A 25585-nucleotide genomic window follows, 5' to 3' on the forward strand; every position below is an offset into this window, starting at 1 on the left:
GAGTAGGGAATGCAACATTCTAAACAAACCTACATCCATCTGCGTGACCAAATTTTTAATGCCTTGGATGCATCTGCACTAGAAAGCTTATCGAAAAGTGACCTAGAGCGTCAGTTGAGTAACGCGGTCGATATGTTGGTCAGTCGCGACCAGCTATCAGTTTCTTCTCTGGCGAGAAGTGAATACGTCGTCAGTATGATTCACGAGTTAGTAGGTTTGGGACCGCTTCAGGTCCTGATGGATGACGACACCATCACCGACATCATGATCAATGGCCACCAGCAAGTGTATGTCGAGCGCTTTGGTTTAGTACAACAAGCGGATGTGCACTTTCTCGATGAAAAGCAACTCGCAGATATCGCGAAACGTATTGCCAGTCGTGTCGGTCGTCGTGTTGATGAATCGTCACCTACGTGTGATGCGCGCTTAGAAGATGGCAGTCGTGTGAATATCGTCCTGCCGCCAATTGCCATTGATGGTACTGCAATATCGATTCGTAAGTTTCGGCAGGAAAGCATTGGTTTTGCTGACTTAGTTGAATTTGGCGCATTGAGTCCTGAGATGGCGAAGTTGCTGCAATTGGCTGCGCGTTGTCGCCTGAACATTCTTGTCGCCGGTGGTACAGGGTCGGGCAAAACAACGTTGTTAAATGCTTTATCGCAATACATCTCACAAGGTGAGCGAGTGGTAACGATTGAGGATACTGCTGAGCTGCGATTGCTTCAACCTCATGTGGTTCGTATGGAAACTCGAACAGCAGGCATCGAAGGCTCTGGTGAAGTGAACTCACGCGATCTGATGATTAACTCGCTGCGTATGCGTCCAGATCGCATCATTGTTGGTGAGTGCCGTGGTGCTGAAGCGTTTGAAATGTTGCAAGCGATGAACACAGGCCACGATGGTTCGATGTCGACGCTGCATGCTAACAGCCCACGTGACGCCCTTGCCCGAGTGGAATCCATGGTCATGATGGCAACCAATAACCTGCCACTAGAGGCGATACGCCGCTCTTTGGTAAGTGCAGTGGACCTCATTATACAGGTCAATCGCCTTCACGATGGTTCTCGCAAAGTGATGAGTATTACGGAAGTGATTGGTATGGAAGGGCAAAACGTTGTGCTTGAAGAATTGTTTTGCTTCCAATCTGATCCGCATCATTACGAAGGCAAAATTACCGGCCGTTATGAAACGACGGGTGTCATGAGCCGCTCAGTTTTGTTTGAAAAAGCACGTTTCTACGGAGTGGACAAAGATCTCGCTGACACCATCAGTGCGATTGAAGCAGTGGGGTAAGGCATGTATTGGTTCATTTTAATCGGTGGCATTGCTTTGGTCGCTGTCGCCTTGTTGAGTGAAAAGAACAAGCATCTTGATAGTTATCTCATCCAGTATCAAAAACGCGACCGTGTTGAGACAAGGCTTACTCGCCAAGCGGTGAACGTTGCTAGTTTGTCAGACAGAAGCTTACGCCAAGGTTTGAAAACACGCTGGGATAACCTAAAGCGCCAATTGGGCCGCTTTGCTCTGCTTAAAATCATGCTCTATACCATGTTGGTCATTGTGCTGGCTTTAGTAGTGAATAGCACATTCACTCGCTTTGCGGTTTATGAGTTATTGCCCTTTGCGGTGCTATTTGGCTGGTGGTTTGGTTATCAATGGCTACAGAAGCGTGAGCAAAAGCAGTTTGATGAAACCTTTCCGGATGCATTGAATATGCTGGCAAGCGCCATCAGTGCGGGAGAGAGCATTGGCCGCGGCATCATGTACGTGGGTGACAATCTCGAGGGTGAAGTCGGACGTGAGTTCAAGTTAATGGGTGAGCGTCTAAAAATGGGCGAGTCAATTGATGAGGTGTTTCGTAAATCTTGTCTGCGTTTTCCAAACCCGAACTTCCATTTCTTCGTGATTACACTGCGAGCTAATATGCAGCGCGGTGGTCAGTTGAAAGAAATCATGACGCGTTTGAATCGCCAGATGTTTGAAGCTCGAGCCGTCGAGCGAAAGAAATTTGCCCTGACGTCTGAAGCGCGAATTTCAGCAAAAATCGTTTCGGCGACGCCATTTTTCTTTCTGTTTATCTTGCAGTTTTTAAGTCCAGAGAACTTTGAGTTCGTGATGTTCAACCCAGAAGGTCGTCCGCTGCTTTATTACTTAGTGATCAGCGAAGCGATTGGTATGGCGATCATTTGGGCACTAATGAAGAGAGTGAAGTAATGATGACTCAAACGATGTTTTGGCTGTTTTTCTCTCTCGTTGGTGTCAGTTTCGGCGTACTCCTGCTTATTTACTGGATGCTTAACCACTTCGGCTATCAACGCCGAGTGGCAAGAATCGTGCGCCAACACAAAGGTGATCAGCAAGAAGAGTCACGACTAGAGTCGATCCTATCTCCGTTATCGAACTTAGTAGAGAAGCGAGATGCGAGTTTGTCACAGCGTTTACACCTCGCTGGGATTGATAACCCCAATGCTGCCACTTGGTTTGCGCCATTAAAGTATGCGGCTTTGCTGCTTGGGGAGTTGTTGATTGCCGTGTTGGTCTTCACGTTAGATATCGCAACCAACTATTGGGTTGCTCTTGCTGCTGCTTGGGCGATGGCAGTGATTCTATTGCCTGATATGTGGCTTGAAGTTCGTAAGACCAATCGCCAACGACGTATCAGCCGCAGCTTACCCTATTTAATCGATCTTATGGCGATATGTGTTCAGACCGGCATGTCGATTGAAGCGTCGTTGAAATACTTGGCGATAGAGATTCAAAGTTTTAACCCTGAGTTGGGCAAGTTATTGGATAACACCAACCAGCGTGCCCGTATTGTGGGTATGGAGCGTGCGTTACAAGAGCTGTACCAGCAAGTGCCATCGTCTGAGATGCGCAGTTTTATGCTGACGTTAACTCAAAGCATGCAGCACGGCTCATCCATCTACACGATGTTGACGACATTGTCCGGCGATATTCGTGAAGTGCAGATGTTGGAGCTTGAAGAGCAAATAGGGAAGTTGGCGGCCAAGATGTCGATCCCATTGATTGTTTTCATCTTGATTCCACTTGTTTTTGTAATCACCGCTCCTGGGGTGATGAGGATGATGTCCCATGTTTAAAAAAATTCTGATTTGTTTGTTACCAGCCATGCTTGCAGCGTGTAGTTCTACCCAGCAAGCGTGGCAACAACAAGATTCGAAAGAAGCGATTTACCAGAAAACCAACAATCACACTCAATTAGTGACCTTGTACAAACAGCAGCTTCAACAAAGCGATGATGCGCAGGTGCGTGAGAAGCTGGCGCAAAGCTATCTCTCACTTGGTGATGCCGAATCAGCGCTGTTTTATATCAAGCCATTAACCAATAAATCCGCAACGAGTGTCGATACCTTGTTAATCCAGGCACAAGCCTATGGTGAATTGGCGCAATACCCTGCTGCGATTAGCAGTGCAAAGGCGGCACTCGCGCTTGAAGAGACCAATGCGGAGGCAGAAAACTTGCTTGGTACTTACTATGGTTATAACTACCAATATGACTTGGCTCGTCGCTATTTCGAACGTTCACGCGAACACTTCTTTGATGGAGTAACGGTTAACAACAACCTTGCGGTACTTGATATTGCAGAGGGGCAATACAAACAGGCGATTCAGCGCCTCCTGCCTATTTATAAAAACGGTCAAGCGGATGAACAAGTGATGGCCAACCTGACGTTGAGTATGGCCAAAGAAGGTCAGTATGAGTTTGTTAAACAAGTATTGAGTGAGAAATACAGTAACCACCAGATCGACGATATTTATCGTGCTTTACGCGGTTATGACCCATTAAAAGCGAAGCAGAAAAAGCGAGCTCTAACTGAGGTGAGTCGTGAAAGCTAAGCAACGTGGCGTTGCCAGTATTGAGTTTGCCATTGGGTTCTTCGCTTTTTGGCTGATGTGCATGGCGTGGGTAGAAATGAGCTATATGTCTTACATTTCAGCCATCAACGATCTGACCATTTCAGAGATCTCACGCACCGCTAAAAAACGTAATGACGACTACATGCAAACCGTGCAAGCCGTGCTAAATCGAGAGGGCAGTATTTGGAATACCGCGGTGGATGTGGAGCGCTTTCGCGTTTCTATCCAATACCTCGATAACATCGAATCTCTCACGGCTTATATCGAGCAATGCGAGTTAGCACCGGAGCAAGCCAGCAGAGAATGCGGTGATGCAGAGAATGCAGCCTTGGCTGTTTATCACATCGATTACAACTTTCAACCAATCTTTAGTTACTTCCTGGGCTTACAAAGCACGATGAGCCGAGAAATGGTAGTGGTACAAGAATATGAACGCTCCCAATTTGCAATTTAATTACTGTCGAGGGCAGAGCAAGCAACGTGGCACTTTCAGTATTGAGTTTGCCATTGTTGGTATCTTCTTCAGCTTACTGTTGGCGTTTAGTGGTGATGTAATTATTAAGCTGTCGGTAAAAGGGAAGTTGGACCGATTGACTTATTCGCTAGTGAATGTGGTGAAAGAGCGTACCCAGCTTTATGGTGCGGATTATGAGCTTTCAAAAGAAGAAGCTGATGATGTTGATACCATCATTCGCCATTCATTGGAGCGTACGTTCGGGAACTTTCAAACCAGTCAGTATGGCTTACAAGTTGAAGAGTTAAGCTTCGCCGCTGTGGATAAACCCAACCCAGTGATTATTGAAAAACGTGGTGCGATAGATTGCCAAGTTGGGGAAGCCATCAGTTCATTGAGTCCATTGTCTGTGGTGAGTAACCGAGGTCGTCAAATGCCGCTGTATCGTGTTTCTGTTTGCTATGAAACCGACAATTGGGTTGGCAGTTTGCTGGGTGTTGAGTTCACGCGGGTTGAATCTGATGCTGTCGTGATCGGGAGGTAACATGCCACATAGTATTCAAAGATACTCTAGTTTGAAAAAACAAAGCGGTCATGTTGGCATGTTATTCGCCATGATCATTCCCATCCTTTTTGGTGTCTTCATGTTGGGATCCGATGGAGCGAGGGCATTACAGACTAAAGCCCGTTTAGAAGAGGCGGCAGAAGCAGCGGTGCTGGCGGTTTCTGCAGAAGATTCAGAAAATCACACGTTGGCGCAGAACTACATTGAGCACTATGTGTATGACGTTGAAGGTATTGAGAACCTAAACGTGCAGCGTTTGTCGTGTGAAGACATGCCGGATTGTCAAGCAGGGTTATCAAAAGGGCAAGCGCGTTATTTTGAGTATCGTGTTGCAGGGCGAACTCGCCACAAATCTTGGTTTCCTGGACAAGGTGTGATTGTTGGTTTTGGTGAAACGTTCGATGTTACTGGAAGCTCGAAAGCACGACGTTATCAAGGTCAGCCTGTCGATATTACCTTTATCGTCGATTTTTCTGGCTCGATGAATGAAAACTGGAGTGGTGGTAAGAAAACCAAAATCGAAGATCTGAAAGACATCATCGAAAAAGTAACCGATGAATTAGAGCAATACAATGCGCTAAACCCAGAACAAACACATAGGGTCGCAATCACAGGGTATAACCGTCGAACGATCAATACTGGCAATAACAACAAACTGATTATTCGAGATCAGCGAATCACTACCAAAATGGGTGAGTACGATAAGGATGACGTGGTTAACTTTAACAAAACGATAGAACAACAATTTAAAGTCAAAGGAGCAGCTAAACGAGTACCTAATGGGGACGATGAGGCTGAGTTTTATGACATTTTCTATACAGATAAGTTTGATGGATTTGTAAAGGACGTTAGAGGCTTTAAGGCCAACGGCGGTACTGCTTCGCTACAGGGAATCATCAGAGCTGGGCAGATTGTTACTCAGTTAGCAAAAAGGCCAAAACAGCTAATTATTATTCTATCCGATGGTGAAGATTGGAATCATTATGCAGAACAAACACCAAAGCTTGTTGAAAAAGGTATGTGTACCAACATCCTCAATATGATTAATGGTGGCAAAGTGACGGCAGATAATACCAGTGACTCCATCAATGTCGTGAATGGCGTTAGCCAAGGAATGAAGACGCCAGATGGCGATCAAATGACGGCCAGTATGTCGGTTATTGGTTTTGATTATGAGCTGGATGCCAATGTTGGCTTACGTAATTGTGTCGGCGTGGATAACGTCTACAAAGCAGAAAATACCGACGACATATTGAATCAAATCTTATCGCTGATCACCGAAGAAGTCGGTCACCTAACCTTGTAGAGAGCAATACAATGAACAAGTTAATTCTGGCATTAGTCGTGAGCTTACCTATGCCATCATTCGCACACGATAACACTAATCAAGCGCTGTATTACTATTGCCAGCAAGGGCAGGATCAGTATAAAGAATCGGTGTCTTTTGGGCATCAAACGGAAGTGAAATACCATCAAGGTCCGTTTATGCAGATTACCGTTAATGGTGAACAGAGTGTTCTTGAGCCCATGCTACTGTCTCAGTTGGAACAGGCTGGTATTGATAAATCTTGTGCGACTTATCTATTGAGTCGTGCACAACTAACTGAGAATAAGCAGGGCGAGTTTGCTGCCCGAGTGCTGTTTGAATTTGATAAAGCGAGTTTAAATGCTCAATCGAAGTTCATTCTCACTCAGTTGAATCAGCAACTGAAACAACGACCTCAATCTTCATTGTTGGTGGTTGGTAATACGGATGCGAAGGGGAGTAATGGGTATAACCTAACGCTTGGCTTAAAGCGTGCGAACTCTGTGGCTAAATATCTTGAAGGGTATGATGAAGTGGTGTCCACTTCACGCTCTGATGGCGAAACGCACCCTGTGAGCAGTAATGCAAATACTCACGGGCGCGAGTTAAATCGCCGTGTTGATATTAGCTTGCCAACGCAAGGCTAACGGTAAGGTAACAGTATCTTTAAGCTCGCACCCATGGATGGGTCTGTTGGTGTTTCAAACCAAATTGCGCCTTTGTAGCTGTGTACAATCTCATCACACAACGCCAAACCTAATCCTGTTCCTGGGTTTTGTTCATCAGCACGCACACCGCGTTTAAATAAAGTGTCGCTTATCGACTCGTCCACGGCGGGACCATCGTTGTTAAAGGTAATGATAATGCCTTCTTCGGTGTTGTTGATGAACACATCGATACGCTTATTAGCATAGCGGTACGCGTTCTCCAATACGTTACCAAACACTTCCATCACGTCCGCTTTACTCATCGGCAGAGTCTGATCACTATTGATAAACTGTTCGACGCGAATGCTTTTATCTATATGGACTTTATCAAACATCAGCAGGAGGCTGTTGAGGATAGGTTTGATTGGAGTGGTATTCTCTACAATCCCTTTCACACCCAATGATGCTCGCTTAAGTTGGCCTTGAATCACATCATCCATTTCTAATAACTGTTGGTTGATATCATGAATTTTGCCTTCTTCAATATCATCCAATAGGGCTTGGGATACAGCGACTCGTGTTTTCAAACTATGTGCGAGATCGTTTAATGCTCGGCGATAGCGCTGCTCGTTTTCTTTTTGCTGGAACATCAGCTCATTGAGGGCTCCTGTGATTGGCATTAAATCTTCTGGATATGAGTGTGCTAGCTTCTCTTTTCTGTTCGCTTTTACGTCAATTAATTCCTTTTCGAGAATTTTGAATGGTTTAAAACTCCAACGATAAATAAGAAAAATTAGCCACATAATAATGAGTGAGGCAATAATGGAAAATATCGCTACATTTACTTTGAGTTGATTCAATGAAGCGACCTTGTCTTCCATACGTCTTAGCAATACGATCCTTCCTTGAGGGTTATAAGGTGTTTTGTCTAAGGGCAGAACATGAGCTATGAAAGCAGAACCTTGCTTTGTTTGAACTAACTCAAATTGATTAATTTTGGTTGGTAATAATGGGTCTAGGCAGAAGTTTTCTATTTTTGGCGTTTTTATTCCTCTCTTGATGAGCCGTTGTCGAGATTCTTCATTCATGGAGCGCCAAAGTTCATTATTGTTCTCATCGCAGATGAACATAGAGAAATGGGAGGAGTGTAAAGGAAACTCTTCATTCCATTTTTCTAAGGGAGTTACTTGCCCTGACGCTATTATTTCATTCGTAATAGCAGGTACATGGCTAGCGACATCTAACGCATACTCTTCGAATAATTTATCTTTTTCGAGGTGGTAGACAAATGCACTTATCGTTAATAAGTAGCTTATTCCTACAACAGAGGTGATGAATAAAACGCGTCGACGAAATGTACTGGATATCAAACGTTTCATTGACTACTTTGCCTCTAGCTCAAAGCGATAACCCTGGCCGCGAATGGTACTAATGATTTTTTCTTCAGTGTGTGCAGCAAGTTTTTTACGCAGGCGCGAGATGATCACTTCGATATTGTTCAGTTGTACGCTTTCTCCGGCATCGTAGAGTGAGTCAGCAATCTGCTCTTTGGATATGACTTTTTGGCGGTGACGGATTAGATACTCAAAGATTTGATATTCCAACGCGGTGAGATCTAGGACGTTGTCTGCGTAGCTTATGCTTTTTGCCTGAGTATCTAACGTTACCTCACCTGCATTGATGGTGCTGGTGGAGAAGCCTTGATAACGACGGACAAGTGCTTCTAAGCGAGCCATTAATTCTTCAAACTGAAACGGTTTGGTGAGGTAGTCATCAGCACCAGAGTTCAGCCCTTCTACTTTATCTTGCCAATCGCCACGAGCGGTCAATATTAAGATCGGTACATTAATCTCTTTGCGGCGGATCTGCTTTATTAAGGTGATACCATCAAAATCAGGTAAGCCAAGGTCAATGATCATGGCATCCGCATTGGGGTGTTTTTGAATGGTTTGCAGGCAAGCGGATGCGGTTTTATCGGCATACACTGTATTGCCACGATCTTTGAGCTGCGAAGCTAAATGGTGATTGAGAATTTCGTTGTCTTCGACCAGTACGACTAACATGAACAACCTAATCAATGGATTTCATAACTGGATTAACCTTAGCATTCAACAAAAAAAAGGGAAGCCATGCTTCCCTTTAAACCTTGTTAATTCGCCATATTCTTGTTGCTGAGCAAGTTACTCACCGGTGTAAACAATCAGCACCTTGTCGTCTTGGTATTGGCGTTCGAACGCGTAGTAACCTTCTTGGTTGCGAGTAATGTGCTTACCTTGAGCAACCGCCGGGTGACGTTTACGGAATTCGCCTAGCTTTTGCCAATGTTGCAGTAGATCTTCTCGCTCGCCATGAATCTTATCCCATGGCATATCTGAGCGTGTGCCTTGGTGGGCGTCTGAACCAGTAATGCCAAAATCACGAGCTATCTCATCACCGTAATAGATCTGTATTGCTCCCGGAACCAACATCAGTGCATTCGCGGCACGTGCTTGGTCATCAAAGCTTCGGCTGCGCGCTGACCAAAACAGTTGTGTATCGTGTGAAGACAGGTAGCTCAACACGTTGAACTCAGGATCGGTATTGATGCGCTCTGCATAGCGGCGGTAATCATTATCAAGTTGAGCGAAACACTTCAGCGCTTTTGGTGCCACATCAGATTGGAATTCGAAGTTGATGATGGAATCGAATCCGTTATCGAAATACGGGCTCTTCACCACGCTGTGTGCCCACACTTCACCCGTCATCCAGAATGGTAGGTCATCCAAGGCTTTGTCTGGGTTGTTTTGTTTCCACTGGGCAAGCGCTTGGGTGGTGCTGGCTTTCAGCTCTGCCCACGCTTCCATTTCAACGTGTTTGGCTGTGTCGATGCGGAATCCGTCAATGCCGTAGTCGCGGACCCAATCGGATAACCAGGTAATGAGGTGTTCACGTGGAGTTTGCAGTTCATCTTGCGCATTGGTGTCTTTATTGCGGAAGAAGTTTGGTAATCCGGTTTTCTGAGTCGATTCGGTTTTTAGATCCGGTAGATAGTTCAAAGACATGGTGATGTCGTTGTAGCCCGGAGCATCGTAGTCGCCAATGTCGGTGCGGATCCAATCTTTGCCCCACCATTTATCCCACGCTTCGCTATCACCGTATTTGATGTAGTCGTTGAAGCTGTGCCAGCTTTGTCCTGATTTTGGCTGCCAGTCGGTCCATTTTTCACCAAGGACTTCTTTGGTTTCTTGGTCATCAAGGTAAAGCTGACCAAATCCGAATTCCTGCATGTCTGCTAATGTCGCATAACCTGTGTGGTTCATGACTACATCCCAAATCACGCGGATGCCTTTCTTGTGGGCGGTATCGACGAAGGCTCTGAGTTCATCTTCGGTACCCATGTTGGCATCAAGCTTGGTCCAATCTTGGTGGTAGTAGCCGTGGTAGCCGTAGTGCTTAAAGTCGCCTTTATCGCCGCCGCCAACCCAGCCGTGGATTTGTTCCAGTGGTGAGGTTATCCAGATAGCATTCACACCAAGTGATTCGATGTAATCGAGTTTCTTCGTTAGACCCGCTAAGTCACCACCGTGGAAGGTACCAATCTCATATTTTCCGTCTTTGCTGCGACCGTAGCTGTTGTCGTTGTCTGGGTTGCCATTGTAGAAGCGGTCGGTCATGACGAAGTACACCGTCGCGTTATCCCAACTGAACGGTTTATCGGCTTGCTGTTCAACTTCTTCTAGCAGCAATAGACCTTGGCTCATAGGACCCGGTTGCATGGCTACGCTGCCATTGGCGACAGTGGTTTCTTGTCCGGTTAAGGCATCACGAACGACAGTGTCATCATTAAAGGTTTGAGCAACGTTGATGGTTTTTGGCGTGTCAGTTGCTACAGGGCAAGAGTAGGTGATGTCCTGACTCTGTTTTGGTTTGATTTTTACCGTCAGCTCGTTGGTGGTTGGATTGAGCGTAAATTGATAGGTATTGGCTTTGAAGATGCGCAGCGGCATTTGTGCATCAGTGGCGCAGTTATCCATTTTTAATGGACGATTGAACTTGATGCGATCTTCTTCTGCTAGGGCAAAGCTACTGCCACAACTTTGCTTGCTGTCAGCAATGGTAAAGCTATAACTGCCTTTTTCGAGTTTTTGCTCGGCGACAAGTAAGCCTTGTGAGTTTTCCTCAAAAACAACGGTGTCATCACCAACGCTTAATACGATGGCATTTTCTGGAATCTGGCTGCAGGCGCTCAGTAGACCGATAGAGAGTGCGAGAATTGTTTTTTTCATTGTGTCCTTCCCCCGAATAAACAGTCCAGTTATAGCAAAACTGTGCCTCTACAATCCGAGCTCTAAACCAACAAGTTAAACGCGTCTCACCCTACAAATTTTAGTCTTGTTCACAAAATGAATAATAAGCGTCACCTTCATCGGTTTGAAGGCAACAAAAAAGGGAAGCATCTGCTTCCCTTTTACTTATTTCTTAATCACTTCTAAGAGTAATGAATTACTTTTGAAGCAAAGAAATGTCTGCGATCTGTAGGAACAGGTTACGCAGGTTGTTCAGTAGTGTCAGACGGTTCTTCTTAAGTGCTTCGTCGTCTGCCATTACCATTACGTTATCAAAGAACGCGTCAACTGGTTCACGTAGGTCAGCTAGCTTGCTTAGGGCTTCTTGGTAGTTACCTGTAGCAAATGCTGGCTCTAGCGCTTCCGTCATTACTTCAACGCTTTCTGCTAGTGCTTTCTCTGCGTCTTCTTGTAGAAGTGCTAGGTCGATGTCTGCTGCTAGTTCGCCGTCGAATTTCGCTAGGATGTTACCTACACGCTTGTTCGCTGCTGCTAGAGACTCTGCCGCTTCTAGTTCACGGAAGTGAGAAACCGCTTTAACACGTTGGTCGAAGTCTGCTGGTTTCGTCGGGCGACGCGCTAGAACTGCTTGAATGATGTCTACGCTGAAGCCTTCGTCTTGGTACCAAGCACGGAAACGACCAAGCATGAATTCGATAACGTCTTGTTCAACGTTGTTGTTGGTTAGACGGTCGCCAAACAGTGACTTCGCTTTCGCTACTAGGTCAACAAGATCTAGATTGTAGCCGTATTCAACGATGATACGTAGTACACCTAAAGATGCGCGGCGTAGTGCGAATGGATCAGAACCTTTAGGTGCTTGACCAATACCGAAGATACCTACGATAGTGTCTAGCTTGTCTGCCATTGCAACTGCAGTTGAAACACCGTTTGATGGCAGTTCATCACCTGCGAAACGAGGCATGTATTGCTCGTTCAGTGCTACTGCAACTTCTTCTGCTTCACCGTCGTGGCGAGCATAGTGCATACCCATAACACCTTGAGTATCCGTGAATTCGAATACCATTGAGGTCATTAGGTCACATTTTGCTAGTAGACCAGCACGCTTTGATTTCTCAACGTCAGCACCGATTTGCTCAGCAATGTAGCCAGCAAGTTCAGTGATGCGGTCTGTTTTGTCTTTGATAGTACCAAGCTGCTTCTGGAAGATAGCTTGGTCTAGCTCAGGAAGACGGTCGATCAGCGGACGCTTACGGTCTGTGTTGAAGAAGAACTCTGCGTCAGCAAGGCGAGGGCGAACTACTTTCTCGTTACCTTCGATAACGTGACGAGGCTCTTTAGACTCGATGTTCGATACGAAGATAAAGTTAGGAAGTAGCTTCTTGTCCTCATCGTAAACAGGGAAGTATTTTTGGTCACCTTTCATGGTGTAAACCAACGCTTCAGAAGGCACTTTTAGGAACTCTTCTTCGAACTTCGCTGTTAGTACTACTGGCCATTCAACCAGAGACGTTACTTCTTCTACTAGGTCATCTTCTAGATCGGCGATACCGCCAACCGCTGCTGCCGCTTTTTGTGCGTCAGCTAGGATGATTGCTTTACGCGCTTCGTAATCTGCCATTACTTTACCGCGCTCTTCTAGGATCGCAGGGTATTGCTCAGCAGAATCGATAGTGAACTCTTGCTCACCCATGAAGCGGTGACCACGGATAGTGCGGTCAGAAGCGACACCAAGGATCTCGCCTTCGATTAGGTCGCTGCCCATTAGCATGGTTAGCGTCTTCACTGGACGGATAAATTGAGTCGTTTTGTTACCCCAGCGCATTGGTTTTGCGATAGGTAGGTTTGCTAGTGCTTTCGCTGCAAGTTCAACTACGATCTCAGACGTTGGCTGACCTTCCACTTCTTGTTTGAACAGTAGCCATTCACCTTTGTCTGTAACCATGCGATCCGCTTGGTCAACCGTGATGCCACAGCCGCGTGCCCAGCCTTGAGCTGCTTTTGTTGGGTTGCCTTCCGCGTCAAACGCTGCAGAAACCGCAGGGCCACGTTTTTCAACAACTTTGTCAGACTGGCTGTCTGCTAGTGCTGCTACTTTTAGTGCAAGACGACGAGGTGCCGCGAACCATTTCACGCCTTCGTGAGCAAGTTCAGCGCCTTTTAGTTCTGCTTCGAAGTTTGCTGCGAATGCTTCAGCTAGAGTGCGAAGTTGCGTTGGTGGTAGCTCTTCTGTACCTAGCTCGATTAGAAATTCTTTTGCCATGTTACTTTACCCCTTACGCTTGTTCTTTCTTACACATTGGGAAGCCAAGAGCTTCACGCGATGCGTAGTATGCTTCTGCAACTGCTTTAGTCAGGTTGCGGATGCGTAGGATGTAACGTTGGCGTTCAGTTACTGAGATCGCTTTACGTGCGTCTAGTAGGTTGAATGCGTGACCAGCTTTTAGAATGCGTTCGTAAGCAGGTAGTGGCAGTGGCTTTTCAAGCTCAAGCAGCTCTTTACACTCTTTCTCACACTGTTCGAAGAAACCAAATAGGAATTCAACGTCTGCGTGCTCGAAGTTGTAAGTTGATTGCTCTACTTCGTTTTGGTGGAAGATATCACCGTAAGTCACGGCGTTGCCGTCCGGTGCGATGTTCCAAACTAGATCGTAAACAGAGTCTACTTCTTGGATGTACATTGCTAGACGTTCGATACCGTAAGTGATCTCACCAGTTACTGGCTTACACTCAAGGCCGCCAACTTGCTGGAAGTAAGTAAACTGAGTTACTTCCATGCCGTTTAGCCAAACTTCCCAGCCTAGACCCCAAGCGCCTAGTGTTGGGTTTTCCCAGTTGTCTTCTACGAAACGGATGTCGTGAACAAGTGGGTCGACACCAAGAACCTCTAGAGAACCTAGGTACAACTCTTGGATATTGTCTGGTGATGGTTTTAGCGCTACTTGGAATTGGTAGTAGTGCTGAAGACGGTTAGGGTTTTCACCATAACGGCCATCAGTAGGACGACGTGAAGGTTGTACGTAAGCTGTAGACATTGGCTCTGGGCCAAGTGCTCGTAGACAGGTCATTGGGTGAGAGGTACCCGCACCAACTTCCATATCTAGTGGTTGAACAATGGTACAACCATTCTGAGCCCAATAATCCTGCAGCGCGAGGATCATTCCCTGGAAGGTTTTGATATCGTATTTTTGCATAAGTCAGGTTCGCGCGATTCTCTTATTACTCGTGAATTCGTCTCTTTTGTTGGGTTTTCTTGCCTCAACAATGGCGATTCAAAGTAATTACGGTTGAATAAATTAACAATCAAGTATACCCAGATATTGAGCATGGGAGTAGAGCTAATCTTGATTAATTCGTGGGCAATTTTCTCCTTTAATGGATTTTTACCGCGTTATCTGCTGAATTTTTCCTAAAAGGGAGTTTTCGCTGTCTTTCACTCTTGAGGTGATGGGGAAACATGGCTAGAATTGCGCCTGTCTTTGGGGAGTAGCTTACCCGATGAAATGTCTGTTTCATCTGGTTCGTTCGTCAACATAATTGGTGCAAAATCACCATGGCGCTCGAGACTCATCAACCCGATGAGTTTAGCAAGACCTTAGACAAATCATCACTAACCGGGGTGGGGCGTGAGATTTGTCTTAGGTTAAATATAATAATCCCGCCCCAATGAGCATGTCGTGAGCGTTTTAGCTATTTCAATTACTACTGTAGCGTTAGCAGAAATTGGCGATAAGACCCAATTGCTATCTCTATTACTTGCCAGTCGTTACCGAAAACCGGTCCCTATTATTGCGGCAATCTTTTTGGCAACCATTGCCAACCACGCTTTGGCTGCATGGTTGGGTGTGGTGGTGGCCGATTATCTTTCGCCTGGGGTTCTCAAATGGGTGCTGGTGGTCAGTTTTGTCGCCATGGCGGCTTGGGTGTTGATCCCAGATAAATTGGATGATGATGAGCAGATATCCAATCGCGGTCCTTTTATTGCCAGCTTTATTGCTTTCTTTGTTGCTGAGATTGGCGATAAAACTCAGATTGCCACTTCTATTTTAGGCGCGCAGTACGCCGATGCATTGAGTTGGGTAATTCTGGGTACGACGATCGGTATGTTATTGGCCAATGTGCCTGTTGTTTTGATTGGTAAATTATCCGCCGACAAGATGCCTCTTGGAGCCATTCGTAAAGTAACTGCATTCCTATTTGTTGCTTTGGCTATTGGTGCCGCGTTATTCTGATTTCTTGTCCGTAAATGGTGTGAATTATCAATAACTAGTCGAGTAATGCACAAGTTCAAACTCTGGCTCAAAATCATTCAGGACCGTGACGGATGACATATTAGTGTCATACTTGTCATGGTAATTTAATGGTGTGAATGATAGCGAGAGGGCAAGTTTATGCTTACACGTTACATGGGTATGACCCCAAAGAGTCAGAGTTATTTATTCACCTTTGGTTTAGCGCTGTGCTTGTTAGCTATGGTGCTGACTGATATGTGGTTGCCAATTGTGGCAGGGTCCTTCATTCTCACTGGTTTGACGGTGGAAGCGTGGATTCGAGTAGCTCACATTATTCCTATGCATGAAGAAATGCGTGCGATGAAGCAACAATTGAATAAGCTACAATCAGAAGTTCGCACTTTAGAATACGATGAATAAAACAAACGGCAGCCTTTTGGCTGCCGTTTTTGATCTTGCTGAGATTATTCCAAACCTTTCTTAATCAGGTACTGGTATGGAAGCTGTTCCGTTTGTGCCGCTATCAACTGGTGATCCATGAATCGGCAGAAGCTCGGGATATCTCGAGTTGTTGATGGGTCGTCTGCTTTCACTAGCAATACTTCACCATCTTGCATGTTTCGAATTGTCTTCCTGACCATCATCACTGGCTCTGGGCAGCGTAATCCTTCCGCCTCTAAGGTTTTTGTCGCCAGTTCAGGATTAAAACTCATAATGTGATTCTCGTAACTAACTGAGCGGTGAATTTTACTTTCGTTGAAAAAATATTCAATAACCACTTGGCAAACTGAATTTTTTGATTTACTTTAAATTAACAATTCGGTAACAACTGGCAAGGAGAGACGATGTTAACAGCGTTAGACAGACTGACTATCTATTCGGTTTTATGCTTCATCTCGTTTTGTGCATTAGTGCTTAGAACGCCAGCTGAAACCTCATTGATGCCTCTTGCAGGCATGAGTGCAACGATTATCGGGATTTGGATTGAGATGCACAAATGGTCAGGTGCATCAGAGCAAGAAAATTAGCACTTCTTGCTGTAATCGAAACCTATTGATATATACGCTCACCAAGTTTAACGACACTTCATTCCGACACTATCCCCATTTTTCTTGGGCTTCCCCGCTGAAAGGCGGGATTTTTTTTGCCTGAAGAGTACAATTTACCTAAACCCCCTACATGTTAAGTGGCAAATCGTGGAATTAGAAGACATCTATCGTCGAGATCTGAATTTATTGGTCGCATTACGTGTGTTGATCGAAGAAAGCAGTGTTAGCAAGGCAGCAACGCGTCTCAATTTAAGCCAATCAGCTATGAGCCGCGTACTCGGTCGATTGCGTGATTTGCTTGACGATCCGTTATTTACACGGCAAGGCCAACACTTAATACCGACGCAAAAGGCGTTGGAAATCGATCGCTCTTTGGGAGAGCCTTTGGAATCACTGCGCCAATTACTGTCTCCACGAGAATTTGACCCGCGTAGCTGTGATCAAACTTTTAATATTGCCACGACGGATTATGCGATGCAGACCATTCTGCCTTTCGCATTACCACGTATCTATCAAGAAGCGCCGAATGTTTCATTTAACTTTTTGCCGATGCAGCACGACCGTTTGTCTGATCAGTTAACTTATGAAGGCGCGGACTTAGCGATTTGTCGTCCAACTGGCCCAGTAGAGCCTTTGCGAAGTGAAGTACTTGGTCGAGTGGGTGTGTTGTGTATGCTTTCTAAGCAACACCCTTTGGCGAATGAAGAGATGAGCTTAGACGATTACTTAAGTTACCCGCATGCAATGATTGCTATCAGTGATGGGGTAAAGGCGCTGATTGAACAAGCCTTGATGGAAAAGCCAAAACGTAAAATGGTGCTTCGTGCCTACCATTTAGAGGCCGCACTGGCGATCATTGATACTTTACCCATTATTATTACGGTTCCTGCCGATTTAGCGTACTTGGTTGCTGATCGCTATGACTTAGTAGTGAAGCCATTACCATTCCAATTCACGCCGTTTGAATATTCGATGATTTGGCACGCACGTTGCGAACACTCTCCCGCTCAAGAATGGTTGCGTGCAGTGGTTCGTGAAGAATGTAGTCGTCTTATTGCTAAGCGAATTGAAGATATGGGATTAGACTAATTTTTCCGATAATCGAAATAGCAAAAAGCCGGGCAATGACCCGGCTTCATTTATTCTATCGAAGGGTTAACGCTTATAGCTTGATAACCACGCGACCAGTTACTTGACCGTTTGTGATGTCTTCAGCGTATTTTGGTGCTTCAGCTAGTTCTACCTCAGTACAAGCTTGCTCGAAGTAGCTGTCTGGTAGTAGCTCAACCAATTTTTCCCATGCTGCAGTACGTTTTTCAAATGGGCATGAAACAGAATCCACACCTTGTAGACGAACGTTACGTAGGATGAATGGCATTACTGTCGTCGGTAGATCGAAGCCACCTGCAAGACCACAAGCTGCAACTGCACTGTTGTAATCCATTTGCGCCAATACTTTTGCTAGTACTTTGCTGCCTACAGTATCAACCGCACCTGCCCATACTTGTTTTTCGAGCGGACGTGCTGGCTCTTCAAATTCAACGCGGTCGATGATGCGGCTAGCTCCTAACTTTTCTAGTAGTGGGCCGTTTTTCTCTACGCGACCTGTCACTGCAGCAACTTTGTAGCCAAGCTGTGCTAGAAGCGTTACTGCTACTGAGCCTACACCGCCACTTGCGCCAGTTACTAGGATTTCGCCGTTTTCAGGTTTGATGCCTGCATCAAGCAGTGCTTGAACACATAGCATGCCAGTGAAACCAGCAGTACCAACCATCATTGCTTTCTTGCTGTCTAGACCTTTTGGTAGTGGTACTAGCCAATCCGCTTTTAGGCGAGCACGTTGAGACATACCGCCCCAATGGTTTTCACCCACGCCCCAACCCGTAAGAACAACTTTGTCGCCTGCTTGGTAGCGGTCGTCTTCTGAGCTTACTACCGTACCTGCTAGGTCAATACCCGGCACCATCGGGAAGTTACGGATGATTTTACCTTTACCTGTAATTGCAAGGCCGTCTTTGTAGTTCAACGATGAGTAATCAACGTCAATCAGAACGTCGCCTTCAGGCAGTTGTGTTTCATCGATTTGCTCGATGCTAGCGATAGTACGTTTGTCTTCTTGATTTAGAACTAGAGCATTAAACATAAGGTTCTCCGATTGTGCGGTAGCGTGACTCTGGGTCACATGCAGCAAGATATCAACTGCTGCTAAGTGTATGTCTTCTTTGTCTATGAATAAAATGAAACTTGAGCATTTAATGTATGCTTTTTGTGCATGTAAGCAATATTTGGCGTAAAACAAAGGGCGACATCAGATGCCGCCCTTAAGTGTAATACTAAAAATTTTCAGTATTGGTTCATTTGCTCGTGATTGTTGGATTGATCACTACAACCTAGTTTCTCTTAGACAAACTATGGTCGTTCAAATACCGTTGCAATACCCTGACCTAAACCGATACACATGGTTGCTAGGCCGTATTTTGCGTCTTTCGCTTCCATTAAGTTGATCAACGTCGTCGAGATACGTGAGCCAGAACAACCAAGTGGGTGACCCAATGCAATCGCACCACCGTTAAGGTTGACCTTCTCATCCATAACATCAAGCAGACCCAAGTCTTTAGCACATGGCAGAGATTGAGCGGCAAATGCTTCGTTTAGCTCAACCACATCCATGTCTTCAATTGAAAGACCTGCGCGCTTAAGTGCTTTCTGTGTCGCTGGTACAGGACCATAACCCATGATAGAAGGGTCGCAGCCCGCAATGGCCATGCCTTTGATGCGTGCACGAATCTTCAAACCAAGCTCATTGGCTTTCTCTTCGCTCATGATCAACATCGCTGATGCACCATCAGACAGAGCCGATGATGTACCGGCTGTTACTGTGCCGTTAGCAGGGTCGAATACTGGACGAAGTTGAGATAGGCCTTCAACAGATGTTTCAGGGCGAATCACTTCATCGTGATCTAGAGTGAATAGCGTGCCGTCTGCTGCGTGGCCTTCAATCGGTAGGATTTCGTTTTTAAAACGACCCTCTACGGTTGCTGCATGTGCACGAGCATGAGAACGCGCGGCAAACTCGTCTTGTTGCTCACGGCTAATGCCATGTAGCTTACCAAGCATTTCAGCGGTTAATCCCATCATGCCTGCTGCTTTTGCAACTGTCTTTGACATACCAGGGTGGAAGTCCACGCCGTGGTTCATTGGTACGTGTCCCATGTGCTCAACACCACCAATTAGACAGATTTCAGCATCGCCCGTCATGATGGCACGTGTACCGTCGTGAAGCGCTTGCATTGATGAACCACACAAGCGGTTCACCGTCACGGCGCCAATCTCAATTGGCAGACCAGCAAGTAGCGCCGCATTACGTGCAACGTTAAAGCCTTGTTCTAGGGTTTGTTGTACACAGCCCCAGTAGATATCTTCAATCTCACTTGGGTTCACCTGTGGGTTACGCGCAAGAATACCCTTCATTAGGTGTGCGGATAGATCTTCTGCTCGCGTATGACGGAAGGCACCACCTTTAGAGCGACCCATTGGAGTACGTAGACAATCGACTACGACAACATTTCTTGTTTGATTAGTCATTTTAAAATCCCTCCTTAGATAGAACCTTGCTGTTGTGCACCGTAAAAGCTTTCACCTTTCGCCGCCATATCAATCAGCATCTGTGGTACTTGGTACATAGCACCAAGCTCTGAGTATTGTTTTGCCATTGCAACAAACTCAGCGATACCTACGCTATCTAGGTAGCGGAATACGCCGCCGCGGAATGGAGGGAAGCCAAGACCGTAAACCAGTGCCATATCCGCTTCTTGTGGAGTGGCAATGATGCCTTCTTGTAGGCACAGTACCACTTCGTTGATCATTGGAATCATCATGCGTTGAATGATGGTCTGCTCGTCAAAGTCCTGCTTATCGGCACAAACGTCAGCGAGTACAGACAAGATTTCTTCAGAGAAGGTTTTCTTCGGCTTACCTTTTCTATCAATGGTGTAGCTGTAGAAGCCACTGCCATTTTTCTGGCCGTATTTATCTGCTTCGAACAGTGCATCGATCGCGTCACGACCTTGTTTGCCCATGCGCTCAGGGAAGCCTTGCGCCATCACGGCTTGTGCGTGGTGGGCGGTATCAATACCAACAACATCGAGCAAGTATGCAGGTCCCATCGGCCAGCCAAACTTACGCTCCATGATTTTGTCGATTTTCGTAAAGTCAGCACCATCACGAAGTAGCATGCTGAAGCCGCCAAAGTATGGGAACAATACGCGGTTTACAAAGAACCCAGGGCAGTCATTGACGACAATTGGTGATTTGCCCATTTTCGCTGCGTAGGCTACAACACGATTGATGGTTTCATCAGACGTATGTTCACCACGGATGATCTCGACGAGAGGCATACGATGCACTGGGTTGAAGAAGTGCATGCCACAGAAGTTTTCTGGGCGTTTCAGCGATTTTGCCAATAGGTTGATAGGAATCGTCGAGGTGTTTGAGGTGATAACCGTGTCGTCACCTAAATGCGATTCGACTTCACTCAGCACTGCTGCTTTTACTTTCGGATTTTCTACTACAGCTTCAACAATCACGTCTGATTCTTCGATGCCTGCGTAATGTAAGCTTGGTGTGATAGACGCTAAAATTCCAGCCATCTTAAAGCCATCAATGCGACCACGAGATAAGCGTTTATTCAACAGCTTAGATGCTTCAGTCATGCCTAAGTCGAGCGAAGGTTGCGCGATGTCTTTCATTAACACCGGTACGCCTTTTAATGCAGATTGGTAGGCGATGCCGCCGCCCATAATACCTGCACCAAGCACAGCCGCACGTTGCGTGTCTTTACTTGCTGACTTAGCTGATTTTTTCGCAAGTCCTTTAATGTATTGGTCGTTAAGGAACAAACCAACCAGGGATTTTGCTTCTTCAGATTTAGCCAGTTTTACGAAGTGCTTACGTTCAATGTCGAGTGCTTCATTACGAGCAAAGCGAGCGCCTTCTTCAATAGTGATAACGGCTGTCATTGGAGCTGGGTAATGAGGACCGGCTTTCTGAGCCACTAGACCCTTCGCCATGGTAAAGCTCATCATTGATTCAAGTTTACTTAGCGTTAGAGGCGATGTTTTTTGCTTGCGACGAGCTTGCCAGTCTAGTTTTTCGTTGATTGCCGATGTCAGTGTCTTAAGTGCTGACTCGTAAAGTGCGTCGCTATCGACAACCGCATCCAGAAGACCAATCTTCAATGCTTCATCCGCACGACATGCTTTACCTTGCGTGATCACTTCCATTGCGCTGTCGGCGCCAATAACACGTGGCAGACGCACACAACCACCAAAGCCCGGCATGATGCCTAATTTTGTCTCTGGTAGACCGATGCTGGTGGTCTTGTCACCAATTCGCATGTCAGTTGCAAGCACACATTCACAACCGCCACCTAACGTGTGACCTTTTAGTACCGAGATAGTCGGGACAGGCAAGTCTTCCAGCTTGTTGAAGATGCTGTTAGCAAATTGCAGCCACTGATCGAGCTCAGCGTCTGTCTTGGCAAAAAGACCTAAGAATTCGGTGATATCTGCGCCAACAATGAACGCGTCTTTATCTGAGGTGAGCATCAAGCCCTTCAGTCCTTGGTGTGCTTTTAGTGCATCAAGGGCTTTGTCGAGTGACTCTAGTGTTGCTAGATCGAGCTTGTTAACGGTTTTTGGAGAGCAGAAGCTAAGCTCTGCAATGCCATCTTGTACTTCCTTTACCTGTAGGGTTTCGGCTTGGTAAATCATTGTCTATCTCCATGACATACAATCTTGGATTGTCTGTATACCGATTTGATGCGGGCTGAGCGCCTGTAGGGCAACAAATAGATATAGAGGAAAGTCGTTATATTTGTTGTTCTGGTTTGACCAGTGGAGTTAGTTTGGACCTCGGATTGGTTAATTTCAATACATTTTTTAAACAAGTGTTTAACATTGTGCGCTAGTGCAGATCTTATGCGACTCACAATTCCGTCTCGTGATAGACTTTGGACAAAGAGAAAAGTGACCTAATCCTATGAATGACCAGCCTTATCTTATCCCTGCCGCGCCTGCTCAATTTGAAGAAGAAATCAAAAAGAGCGTCTTTATTACCTATTTGGCTCATACGCCAAACATAGAGGCTGCAAAGGCGTTCGTAGAGCAGATCAAAACCAAGCACTCTGATGCAAGACATAACTGCTGGGGATTTGTTGCGGGTCGACCAGAAGATTCGATGAAGTGGGGGTTTAGCGATGACGGAGAACCATCGGGGACAGCCGGAAAACCGATCCTAGCTCAATTGTCTGGTTCTGGTGTAGGAGAACTGACAGCTGTTGTTACTCGATATTCTGGTGGCATTAAGTTAGGCACAGGCGGTTTGGTGAAAGCTTATGGTGGCGGTGTGCAACAAGCGCTCAAGCTGCTTCAAACAATTGAGAAAAAAATAACCACAAAACTCCGTCTAGAGTTAGACTATGGTTTTATGCCTATCGTACAGTCGATCATGCCCCAGTTTGGTGTGGTTGAAGTTGAAGCTGAGTACAGCGATCAGGTGGTATTAGTGTTGGAAATTGAGCTACGTGAAGTGAGCGCCTTTACCCAAACTATCATCAACAAAAGCGGTGCAAAGGCAATTGTCACCCCTATAGACGGACAATAATGAAATATAGGAAGCCACAGGGACAGCTTCGCTAGTCAATTAATCCATGCAATTTCGTTCAATTATTCGAATCGTCGGGCTATTGCTCGCGCTTTTTAGTGTCACAATGCTCGCGCCAGCGTTGGTCGCACTCATCTATCGAGATGGTGCGGGTGTACCTTTTGTCACGACTTTCTTCGTACTTCTATTGTGTGGTGGGATATGTTGGTTCCCAAACCGCAGGTATAAACACGAGTTAAAAGCACGTGATGGCTTTCTTATTGTTGTTCTTTTCTGGACAGTACTAGGCAGCGCAGGCTCGATCCCTTTTCTTATCTCAGATAACCCAAATATATCTGTGACTGACGCCTTTTTTGAATCCTTCTCTGCTTTAACGACCACTGGTGCGACAGTTATCGTTGGACTTGATGAATTACCCAAAGCAATCTTGTTTTACCGCCAGCTCCTACAGTGGTTTGGAGGAATGGGGATCATCGTATTAGCCGTTGCAATCCTACCTGTGCTTGGTATCGGTGGTATGCAGCTTTATCGTGCAGAAATCCCAGGACCAGTCAAAGATACTAAGATGACGCCGCGTATTGCCGAAACGGCTAAAGCGCTATGGTATATATATTTAAGTCTGACGATCGCATGTGCCGTGGCATTTTGGTTGGCCGGTATGACGCCATTTGATGCTATTAGCCATAGCTTCTCAACTATTGCTATCGGTGGTTTCTCTACGCACGATGCCAGCATGGGCTATTTCGATAGCTATGCGATTAACATGATTACTGTTGTCTTCTTGTTAATCTCAGCATGTAACTATTCTTTGCACTTCGCTGCGTTTGCGTCTGGCGGCGTGCATCCTAAATACTATTGGAAAGATCCAGAGTTCCGCGCGTTCATATTTATACAAGCTGTTTTGTTCTTGGTGTGCTTCTTATTATTGTTGAATCACCATTCTTACGACTCAACCTATGATGCATTCGACCAAGCGCTTTTCCAGACTGTTTCCATCTCTACTACGGCTGGCTTTACCACAACAGGCTTTGCCGATTGGCCATTATTCTTACCAGTGCTGTTGTTGTTCTCTTCTTTTATAGGTGGTTGTGCTGGTTCGACTGGCGGCGGCATGAAAGTGATCCGTATTCTGCTACTGACCTTACAAGGTGCGCGTGAGCTGAAGCGTTTGGTGCACCCTCGTGCGGTTTACACCATCAAAGTGGGTGGCAGTGCACTACCGCAAAGAGTTGTAGATGCAGTGTGGGGTTTTTTCTCTGCTTATGCTTTAGTGTTTGTGGTCTGTATGCTGGGTTTGATTGCGACCGGAATGGATGAGCTAAGTGCGTTCTCCGCGGTTGCTGCAACGCTGAACAACTTAGGTCCAGGCTTGGGTGAAGTTGCGCTTCACTTTGGCGATGTAAACGACAAAGCAAAATGGGTGCTGATTGTTTCCATGTTGTTTGGTCGTCTGGAAATCTTTACCTTACTTATTCTACTTACGCCGACGTTTTGGCGTAGCTAAGGGGAAATCGTGGCAAAAGCATTATTTCTATATTCCTCCCGTGAAGGGCAGACTAAAAAAATTCTCCACTATATAGATGAGAAGCTAACAGACTTCGAATGTGAGTTGGTGGATTTACATAATGTTGAGACGATTGATTTTAGCCAATACGAAAGGGTATTGATTGGAGCGTCTATTCGTTATGGTCATCTTAATAAGAAGCTGTACCAGTTTATTGAGCGAAACCTCAATCAACTTGAACAAAGTAAAGTGGCGTTCTTCTGCGTAAACCTAACCGCTCGTAAAGAAGACCAAGGAAAGGATACGCCAGAAGGCAGCGCTTACATTCGTAAGTTCCTAATTAAGTCACCTTGGAAACCAACCTTAATCGGTGTTTTTGCTGGTGCTCTTTATTACCCACGTTATGGTTGGTTCGACAAAACGATGATTAAGTTCATTATGTCGATGACGGGTGGCGAAACCGATACGACCAAAGAAGTGGAATACACCAATTGGGAAAAAGTGGCTCTTTTCGCAGATAAATTCAAAGAACTGTAGAAATAACGTGCTCTTTTGACCGCTTTTGACGCAAATTTATCCGAATGGTAAAAAAGTCAAAAAAAAGGTGAAAAAGGACTTGCCAATGTGATCGCAATCTCTATAATGCCACCTCGCTGACACGGCAACGCTTCGAAAGAAACGAAAGCCAAGTTAGCAAGCCAATTAGCCAAGCGGAAACGCTTGAAAGAAAGTTTGAAAAAAGTGATTGACACTAAACTTTAACTCGCTAAAATGGCCGTCCGATTTGAGCAAAGCTCAATAGGAAAGCTCTTTAACAATATAGACCTATCAATCTGTGTGGGCACTCGTTGATGATAATCCAATTAGAAACTTCGGTTTCAAATTAGGTTTCAATGAACTGAGTGACCAATCAAGTCTTCGGACTTGGCACAGTCAATTCATTATCATTCTGTTGGAATGGTAATAGCTTTAAAATTACTTCTTACTTTCGAGTAAGGAT

24 protein-coding genes are annotated in these 25585 nt (G+C 45.7%); 15 read left to right on the top strand and 9 right to left on the bottom strand.

What is annotated here, in order from left to right:
• Positions 1-9 precede the first annotated feature (9 nt).
• Genes ATB76_RS23305 through ATB76_RS23340 form a run of 8 tightly spaced genes read left to right on the top strand, consistent with a single transcriptional unit; the run spans position 10 to position 6851 of the window.
• The gene (locus ATB76_RS23305; RefSeq protein WP_038870222.1) at positions 10-1293 is read left to right on the top strand and encodes a CpaF family protein; all 1284 of its coding nucleotides are present in this window, start codon (positions 10-12) and stop codon (positions 1291-1293) included.
• Positions 1294-1296: 3 nt separating this feature from the next.
• Positions 1297-2214: a type II secretion system F family protein gene (locus ATB76_RS23310; RefSeq protein ID WP_042605535.1), complete on the top strand. Its 918-nt coding sequence runs from the start codon at positions 1297-1299 to the stop codon at positions 2212-2214.
• A complete protein-coding gene (locus tag ATB76_RS23315) occupies positions 2214-3101 on the top strand; it encodes a type II secretion system F family protein (RefSeq protein WP_052486871.1) in 888 nt (295 codons plus the stop codon). Before ATB76_RS23310 ends, ATB76_RS23315 begins: the two co-directional genes overlap by 1 nt.
• Positions 3094-3858: a secretion protein gene (locus ATB76_RS23320; protein ID WP_042602408.1), complete on the top strand. Its 765-nt coding sequence runs from the start codon at positions 3094-3096 to the stop codon at positions 3856-3858. The genes ATB76_RS23315 and ATB76_RS23320 overlap by 8 nt, the downstream gene beginning before the upstream one ends.
• Positions 3848-4333 carry a hypothetical protein gene (locus tag ATB76_RS23325; RefSeq protein ID WP_038870226.1) on the top strand — a complete coding sequence of 162 codons (486 nt, stop codon included), beginning with the start codon at positions 3848-3850 and terminating at the stop codon, positions 4331-4333. Before ATB76_RS23320 ends, ATB76_RS23325 begins: the two co-directional genes overlap by 11 nt.
• Entirely contained in the window at positions 4308-4877 is a 570-nt protein-coding gene (gene tadF, locus ATB76_RS23330) for a tight adherence pilus pseudopilin TadF (protein WP_042602410.1), read from the top strand. The genes ATB76_RS23325 and tadF overlap by 26 nt, the downstream gene beginning before the upstream one ends.
• 1 nt (position 4878) lies before the next feature.
• Positions 4879-6204 carry a pilus assembly protein TadG-related protein gene (locus ATB76_RS23335; protein ID WP_042602412.1) on the top strand — a complete coding sequence of 442 codons (1326 nt, stop codon included), beginning with the start codon at positions 4879-4881 and terminating at the stop codon, positions 6202-6204.
• Between the two features lie 11 nt (positions 6205-6215).
• Entirely contained in the window at positions 6216-6851 is a 636-nt protein-coding gene (locus ATB76_RS23340) for an OmpA family protein (RefSeq protein WP_042602413.1), read from the top strand.
• Here ATB76_RS23340 and ATB76_RS23345 read toward each other — a convergent pair.
• From ATB76_RS23345 to glyQ, 5 genes are all read right to left on the bottom strand, one after another.
• On the bottom strand, positions 6848-8230 hold the full coding sequence (locus ATB76_RS23345) for an ATP-binding protein (protein ID WP_042602414.1): 1383 nt from the start codon (positions 8228-8230) through the stop codon (positions 6848-6850). The two genes, ATB76_RS23340 and ATB76_RS23345, sit on opposite strands and share 4 nt — an antisense overlap.
• A 3-nt stretch (positions 8231-8233) precedes the next feature.
• The gene (locus tag ATB76_RS23350) at positions 8234-8914 is read right to left on the bottom strand and encodes a response regulator transcription factor (RefSeq protein WP_042602415.1); all 681 of its coding nucleotides are present in this window, start codon (positions 8912-8914) and stop codon (positions 8234-8236) included.
• Between the two features lie 117 nt (positions 8915-9031).
• On the bottom strand, positions 9032-11116 hold the full coding sequence (locus ATB76_RS23355; protein ID WP_042602416.1) for an alpha-amylase: 2085 nt from the start codon (positions 11114-11116) through the stop codon (positions 9032-9034).
• A 217-nt stretch (positions 11117-11333) separates the two neighbouring features.
• On the bottom strand, positions 11334-13400 hold the full coding sequence (gene glyS, locus ATB76_RS23360) for a glycine--tRNA ligase subunit beta (protein WP_038870239.1): 2067 nt from the start codon (positions 13398-13400) through the stop codon (positions 11334-11336).
• A 13-nt stretch (positions 13401-13413) separates the two neighbouring features.
• Positions 13414-14331 (bottom strand): glycine--tRNA ligase subunit alpha, encoded by a 918-nt coding sequence (gene glyQ / locus ATB76_RS23365; RefSeq protein ID WP_038870241.1) that lies wholly within the window; start codon positions 14329-14331, stop codon positions 13414-13416.
• Between the two features lie 483 nt (positions 14332-14814).
• Between glyQ and ATB76_RS23370 the strand changes: the two genes are divergently transcribed.
• Positions 14815-15369, top strand: a complete 555-nt coding sequence (locus tag ATB76_RS23370; protein ID WP_038870243.1) for a TMEM165/GDT1 family protein — start codon at positions 14815-14817, stop codon at positions 15367-15369.
• Between the two features lie 159 nt (positions 15370-15528).
• Complete coding sequence (locus ATB76_RS23375; RefSeq protein ID WP_038870244.1) at positions 15529-15789, top strand: hypothetical protein; 261 nt, start codon at positions 15529-15531, stop codon at positions 15787-15789.
• Positions 15790-15833: 44 nt separating this feature from the next.
• Here the strand turns inward: ATB76_RS23375 and tusA are convergent, their stop codons facing one another.
• A complete protein-coding gene (tusA, locus tag ATB76_RS23380; RefSeq protein WP_005426051.1) occupies positions 15834-16082 on the bottom strand; it encodes a sulfurtransferase TusA in 249 nt (82 codons plus the stop codon).
• 132 nt (positions 16083-16214) lie between these two features.
• Here tusA and ATB76_RS23385 point away from each other — a divergent pair, with 132 nt between their 5' ends.
• A complete protein-coding gene (locus tag ATB76_RS23385) occupies positions 16215-16397 on the top strand; it encodes a hypothetical protein (protein ID WP_005458692.1) in 183 nt (60 codons plus the stop codon).
• 168 nt (positions 16398-16565) lie between these two features.
• Complete coding sequence (locus ATB76_RS23390; RefSeq protein WP_038870249.1) at positions 16566-17507, top strand: LysR family transcriptional regulator; 942 nt, start codon at positions 16566-16568, stop codon at positions 17505-17507.
• 73 nt (positions 17508-17580) lie between these two features.
• Here ATB76_RS23390 and ATB76_RS23395 read toward each other — a convergent pair whose 3' ends face one another.
• The 3 genes from ATB76_RS23395 to fadB form a co-directional block, all read right to left on the bottom strand.
• Positions 17581-18561, bottom strand: a complete 981-nt coding sequence (locus ATB76_RS23395; RefSeq protein WP_009708064.1) for an MDR family oxidoreductase — start codon at positions 18559-18561, stop codon at positions 17581-17583.
• A 266-nt stretch (positions 18562-18827) separates the two neighbouring features.
• Positions 18828-20003 carry an acetyl-CoA C-acyltransferase FadA gene (fadA, locus tag ATB76_RS23400; RefSeq protein WP_061036175.1) on the bottom strand — a complete coding sequence of 392 codons (1176 nt, stop codon included), beginning with the start codon at positions 20001-20003 and terminating at the stop codon, positions 18828-18830.
• A 14-nt stretch (positions 20004-20017) separates the two neighbouring features.
• Complete coding sequence (gene fadB, locus ATB76_RS23405) at positions 20018-22189, bottom strand: fatty acid oxidation complex subunit alpha FadB (RefSeq protein WP_061036176.1); 2172 nt, start codon at positions 22187-22189, stop codon at positions 20018-20020.
• Between the two features lie 268 nt (positions 22190-22457).
• On the opposite strand from fadB, the gene ATB76_RS23410 reads away from it, so the two are divergent.
• From ATB76_RS23410 to hemG, 3 genes are read left to right on the top strand one after another with little or no spacing between them, the layout of a single operon-like run.
• A complete protein-coding gene (locus ATB76_RS23410; RefSeq protein ID WP_061036177.1) occupies positions 22458-23081 on the top strand; it encodes a YigZ family protein in 624 nt (207 codons plus the stop codon).
• A 46-nt stretch (positions 23082-23127) separates the two neighbouring features.
• Complete coding sequence (locus ATB76_RS23415) at positions 23128-24585, top strand: TrkH family potassium uptake protein (RefSeq protein WP_042602423.1); 1458 nt, start codon at positions 23128-23130, stop codon at positions 24583-24585.
• A 9-nt stretch (positions 24586-24594) separates the two neighbouring features.
• Complete coding sequence (gene hemG, locus ATB76_RS23420; protein ID WP_061036178.1) at positions 24595-25122, top strand: menaquinone-dependent protoporphyrinogen IX dehydrogenase; 528 nt, start codon at positions 24595-24597, stop codon at positions 25120-25122.
• Positions 25123-25585 lie beyond the last annotated feature (463 nt).

This window comes from Vibrio sp. MOR3 (genome assembly GCF_001557775.1).
Classification (GTDB): Bacteria; Pseudomonadota; Gammaproteobacteria; order Enterobacterales; family Vibrionaceae; genus Vibrio; species Vibrio jasicida.

Coding starts and splice junctions, on each gene's coding strand:
- ATB76_RS23355 (WP_042602416.1), bottom strand. CDS start 11,116: ATGAAAAAAACAATTCTCGCACTCTCTATCGGTCTACTGAGCGCCTGC.
- ATB76_RS23385 (WP_005458692.1), top strand. CDS start 16,215: ATGTTAACAGCGTTAGACAGACTGACTATCTATTCGGTTTTATGCTTC.
- tusA (WP_005426051.1), bottom strand. CDS start 16,082: ATGAGTTTTAATCCTGAACTGGCGACAAAAACCTTAGAGGCGGAAGGA.
- ATB76_RS23410 (WP_061036177.1), top strand. CDS start 22,458: ATGAATGACCAGCCTTATCTTATCCCTGCCGCGCCTGCTCAATTTGAA.
- glyS (WP_038870239.1), bottom strand. CDS start 13,400: ATGGCAAAAGAATTTCTAATCGAGCTAGGTACAGAAGAGCTACCACCA.
- ATB76_RS23340 (WP_042602413.1), top strand. CDS start 6,216: ATGAACAAGTTAATTCTGGCATTAGTCGTGAGCTTACCTATGCCATCA.
- glyQ (WP_038870241.1), bottom strand. CDS start 14,331: ATGCAAAAATACGATATCAAAACCTTCCAGGGAATGATCCTCGCGCTG.
- fadA (WP_061036175.1), bottom strand. CDS start 20,003: ATGACTAATCAAACAAGAAATGTTGTCGTAGTCGATTGTCTACGTACT.
- ATB76_RS23310 (WP_042605535.1), top strand. CDS start 1,297: ATGTATTGGTTCATTTTAATCGGTGGCATTGCTTTGGTCGCTGTCGCC.
- ATB76_RS23305 (WP_038870222.1), top strand. CDS start 10: ATGCAACATTCTAAACAAACCTACATCCATCTGCGTGACCAAATTTTT.
- ATB76_RS23415 (WP_042602423.1), top strand. CDS start 23,128: ATGCAATTTCGTTCAATTATTCGAATCGTCGGGCTATTGCTCGCGCTT.
- ATB76_RS23375 (WP_038870244.1), top strand. CDS start 15,529: ATGCTTACACGTTACATGGGTATGACCCCAAAGAGTCAGAGTTATTTA.
- ATB76_RS23335 (WP_042602412.1), top strand. CDS start 4,879: ATGCCACATAGTATTCAAAGATACTCTAGTTTGAAAAAACAAAGCGGT.
- ATB76_RS23320 (WP_042602408.1), top strand. CDS start 3,094: ATGTTTAAAAAAATTCTGATTTGTTTGTTACCAGCCATGCTTGCAGCG.
- fadB (WP_061036176.1), bottom strand. CDS start 22,189: ATGATTTACCAAGCCGAAACCCTACAGGTAAAGGAAGTACAAGATGGC.
- ATB76_RS23345 (WP_042602414.1), bottom strand. CDS start 8,230: ATGAAACGTTTGATATCCAGTACATTTCGTCGACGCGTTTTATTCATC.
- tadF (WP_042602410.1), top strand. CDS start 4,308: ATGAACGCTCCCAATTTGCAATTTAATTACTGTCGAGGGCAGAGCAAG.
- ATB76_RS23395 (WP_009708064.1), bottom strand. CDS start 18,561: ATGTTTAATGCTCTAGTTCTAAATCAAGAAGACAAACGTACTATCGCT.
- ATB76_RS23350 (WP_042602415.1), bottom strand. CDS start 8,914: ATGTTAGTCGTACTGGTCGAAGACAACGAAATTCTCAATCACCATTTA.
- ATB76_RS23315 (WP_052486871.1), top strand. CDS start 2,214: ATGATGACTCAAACGATGTTTTGGCTGTTTTTCTCTCTCGTTGGTGTC.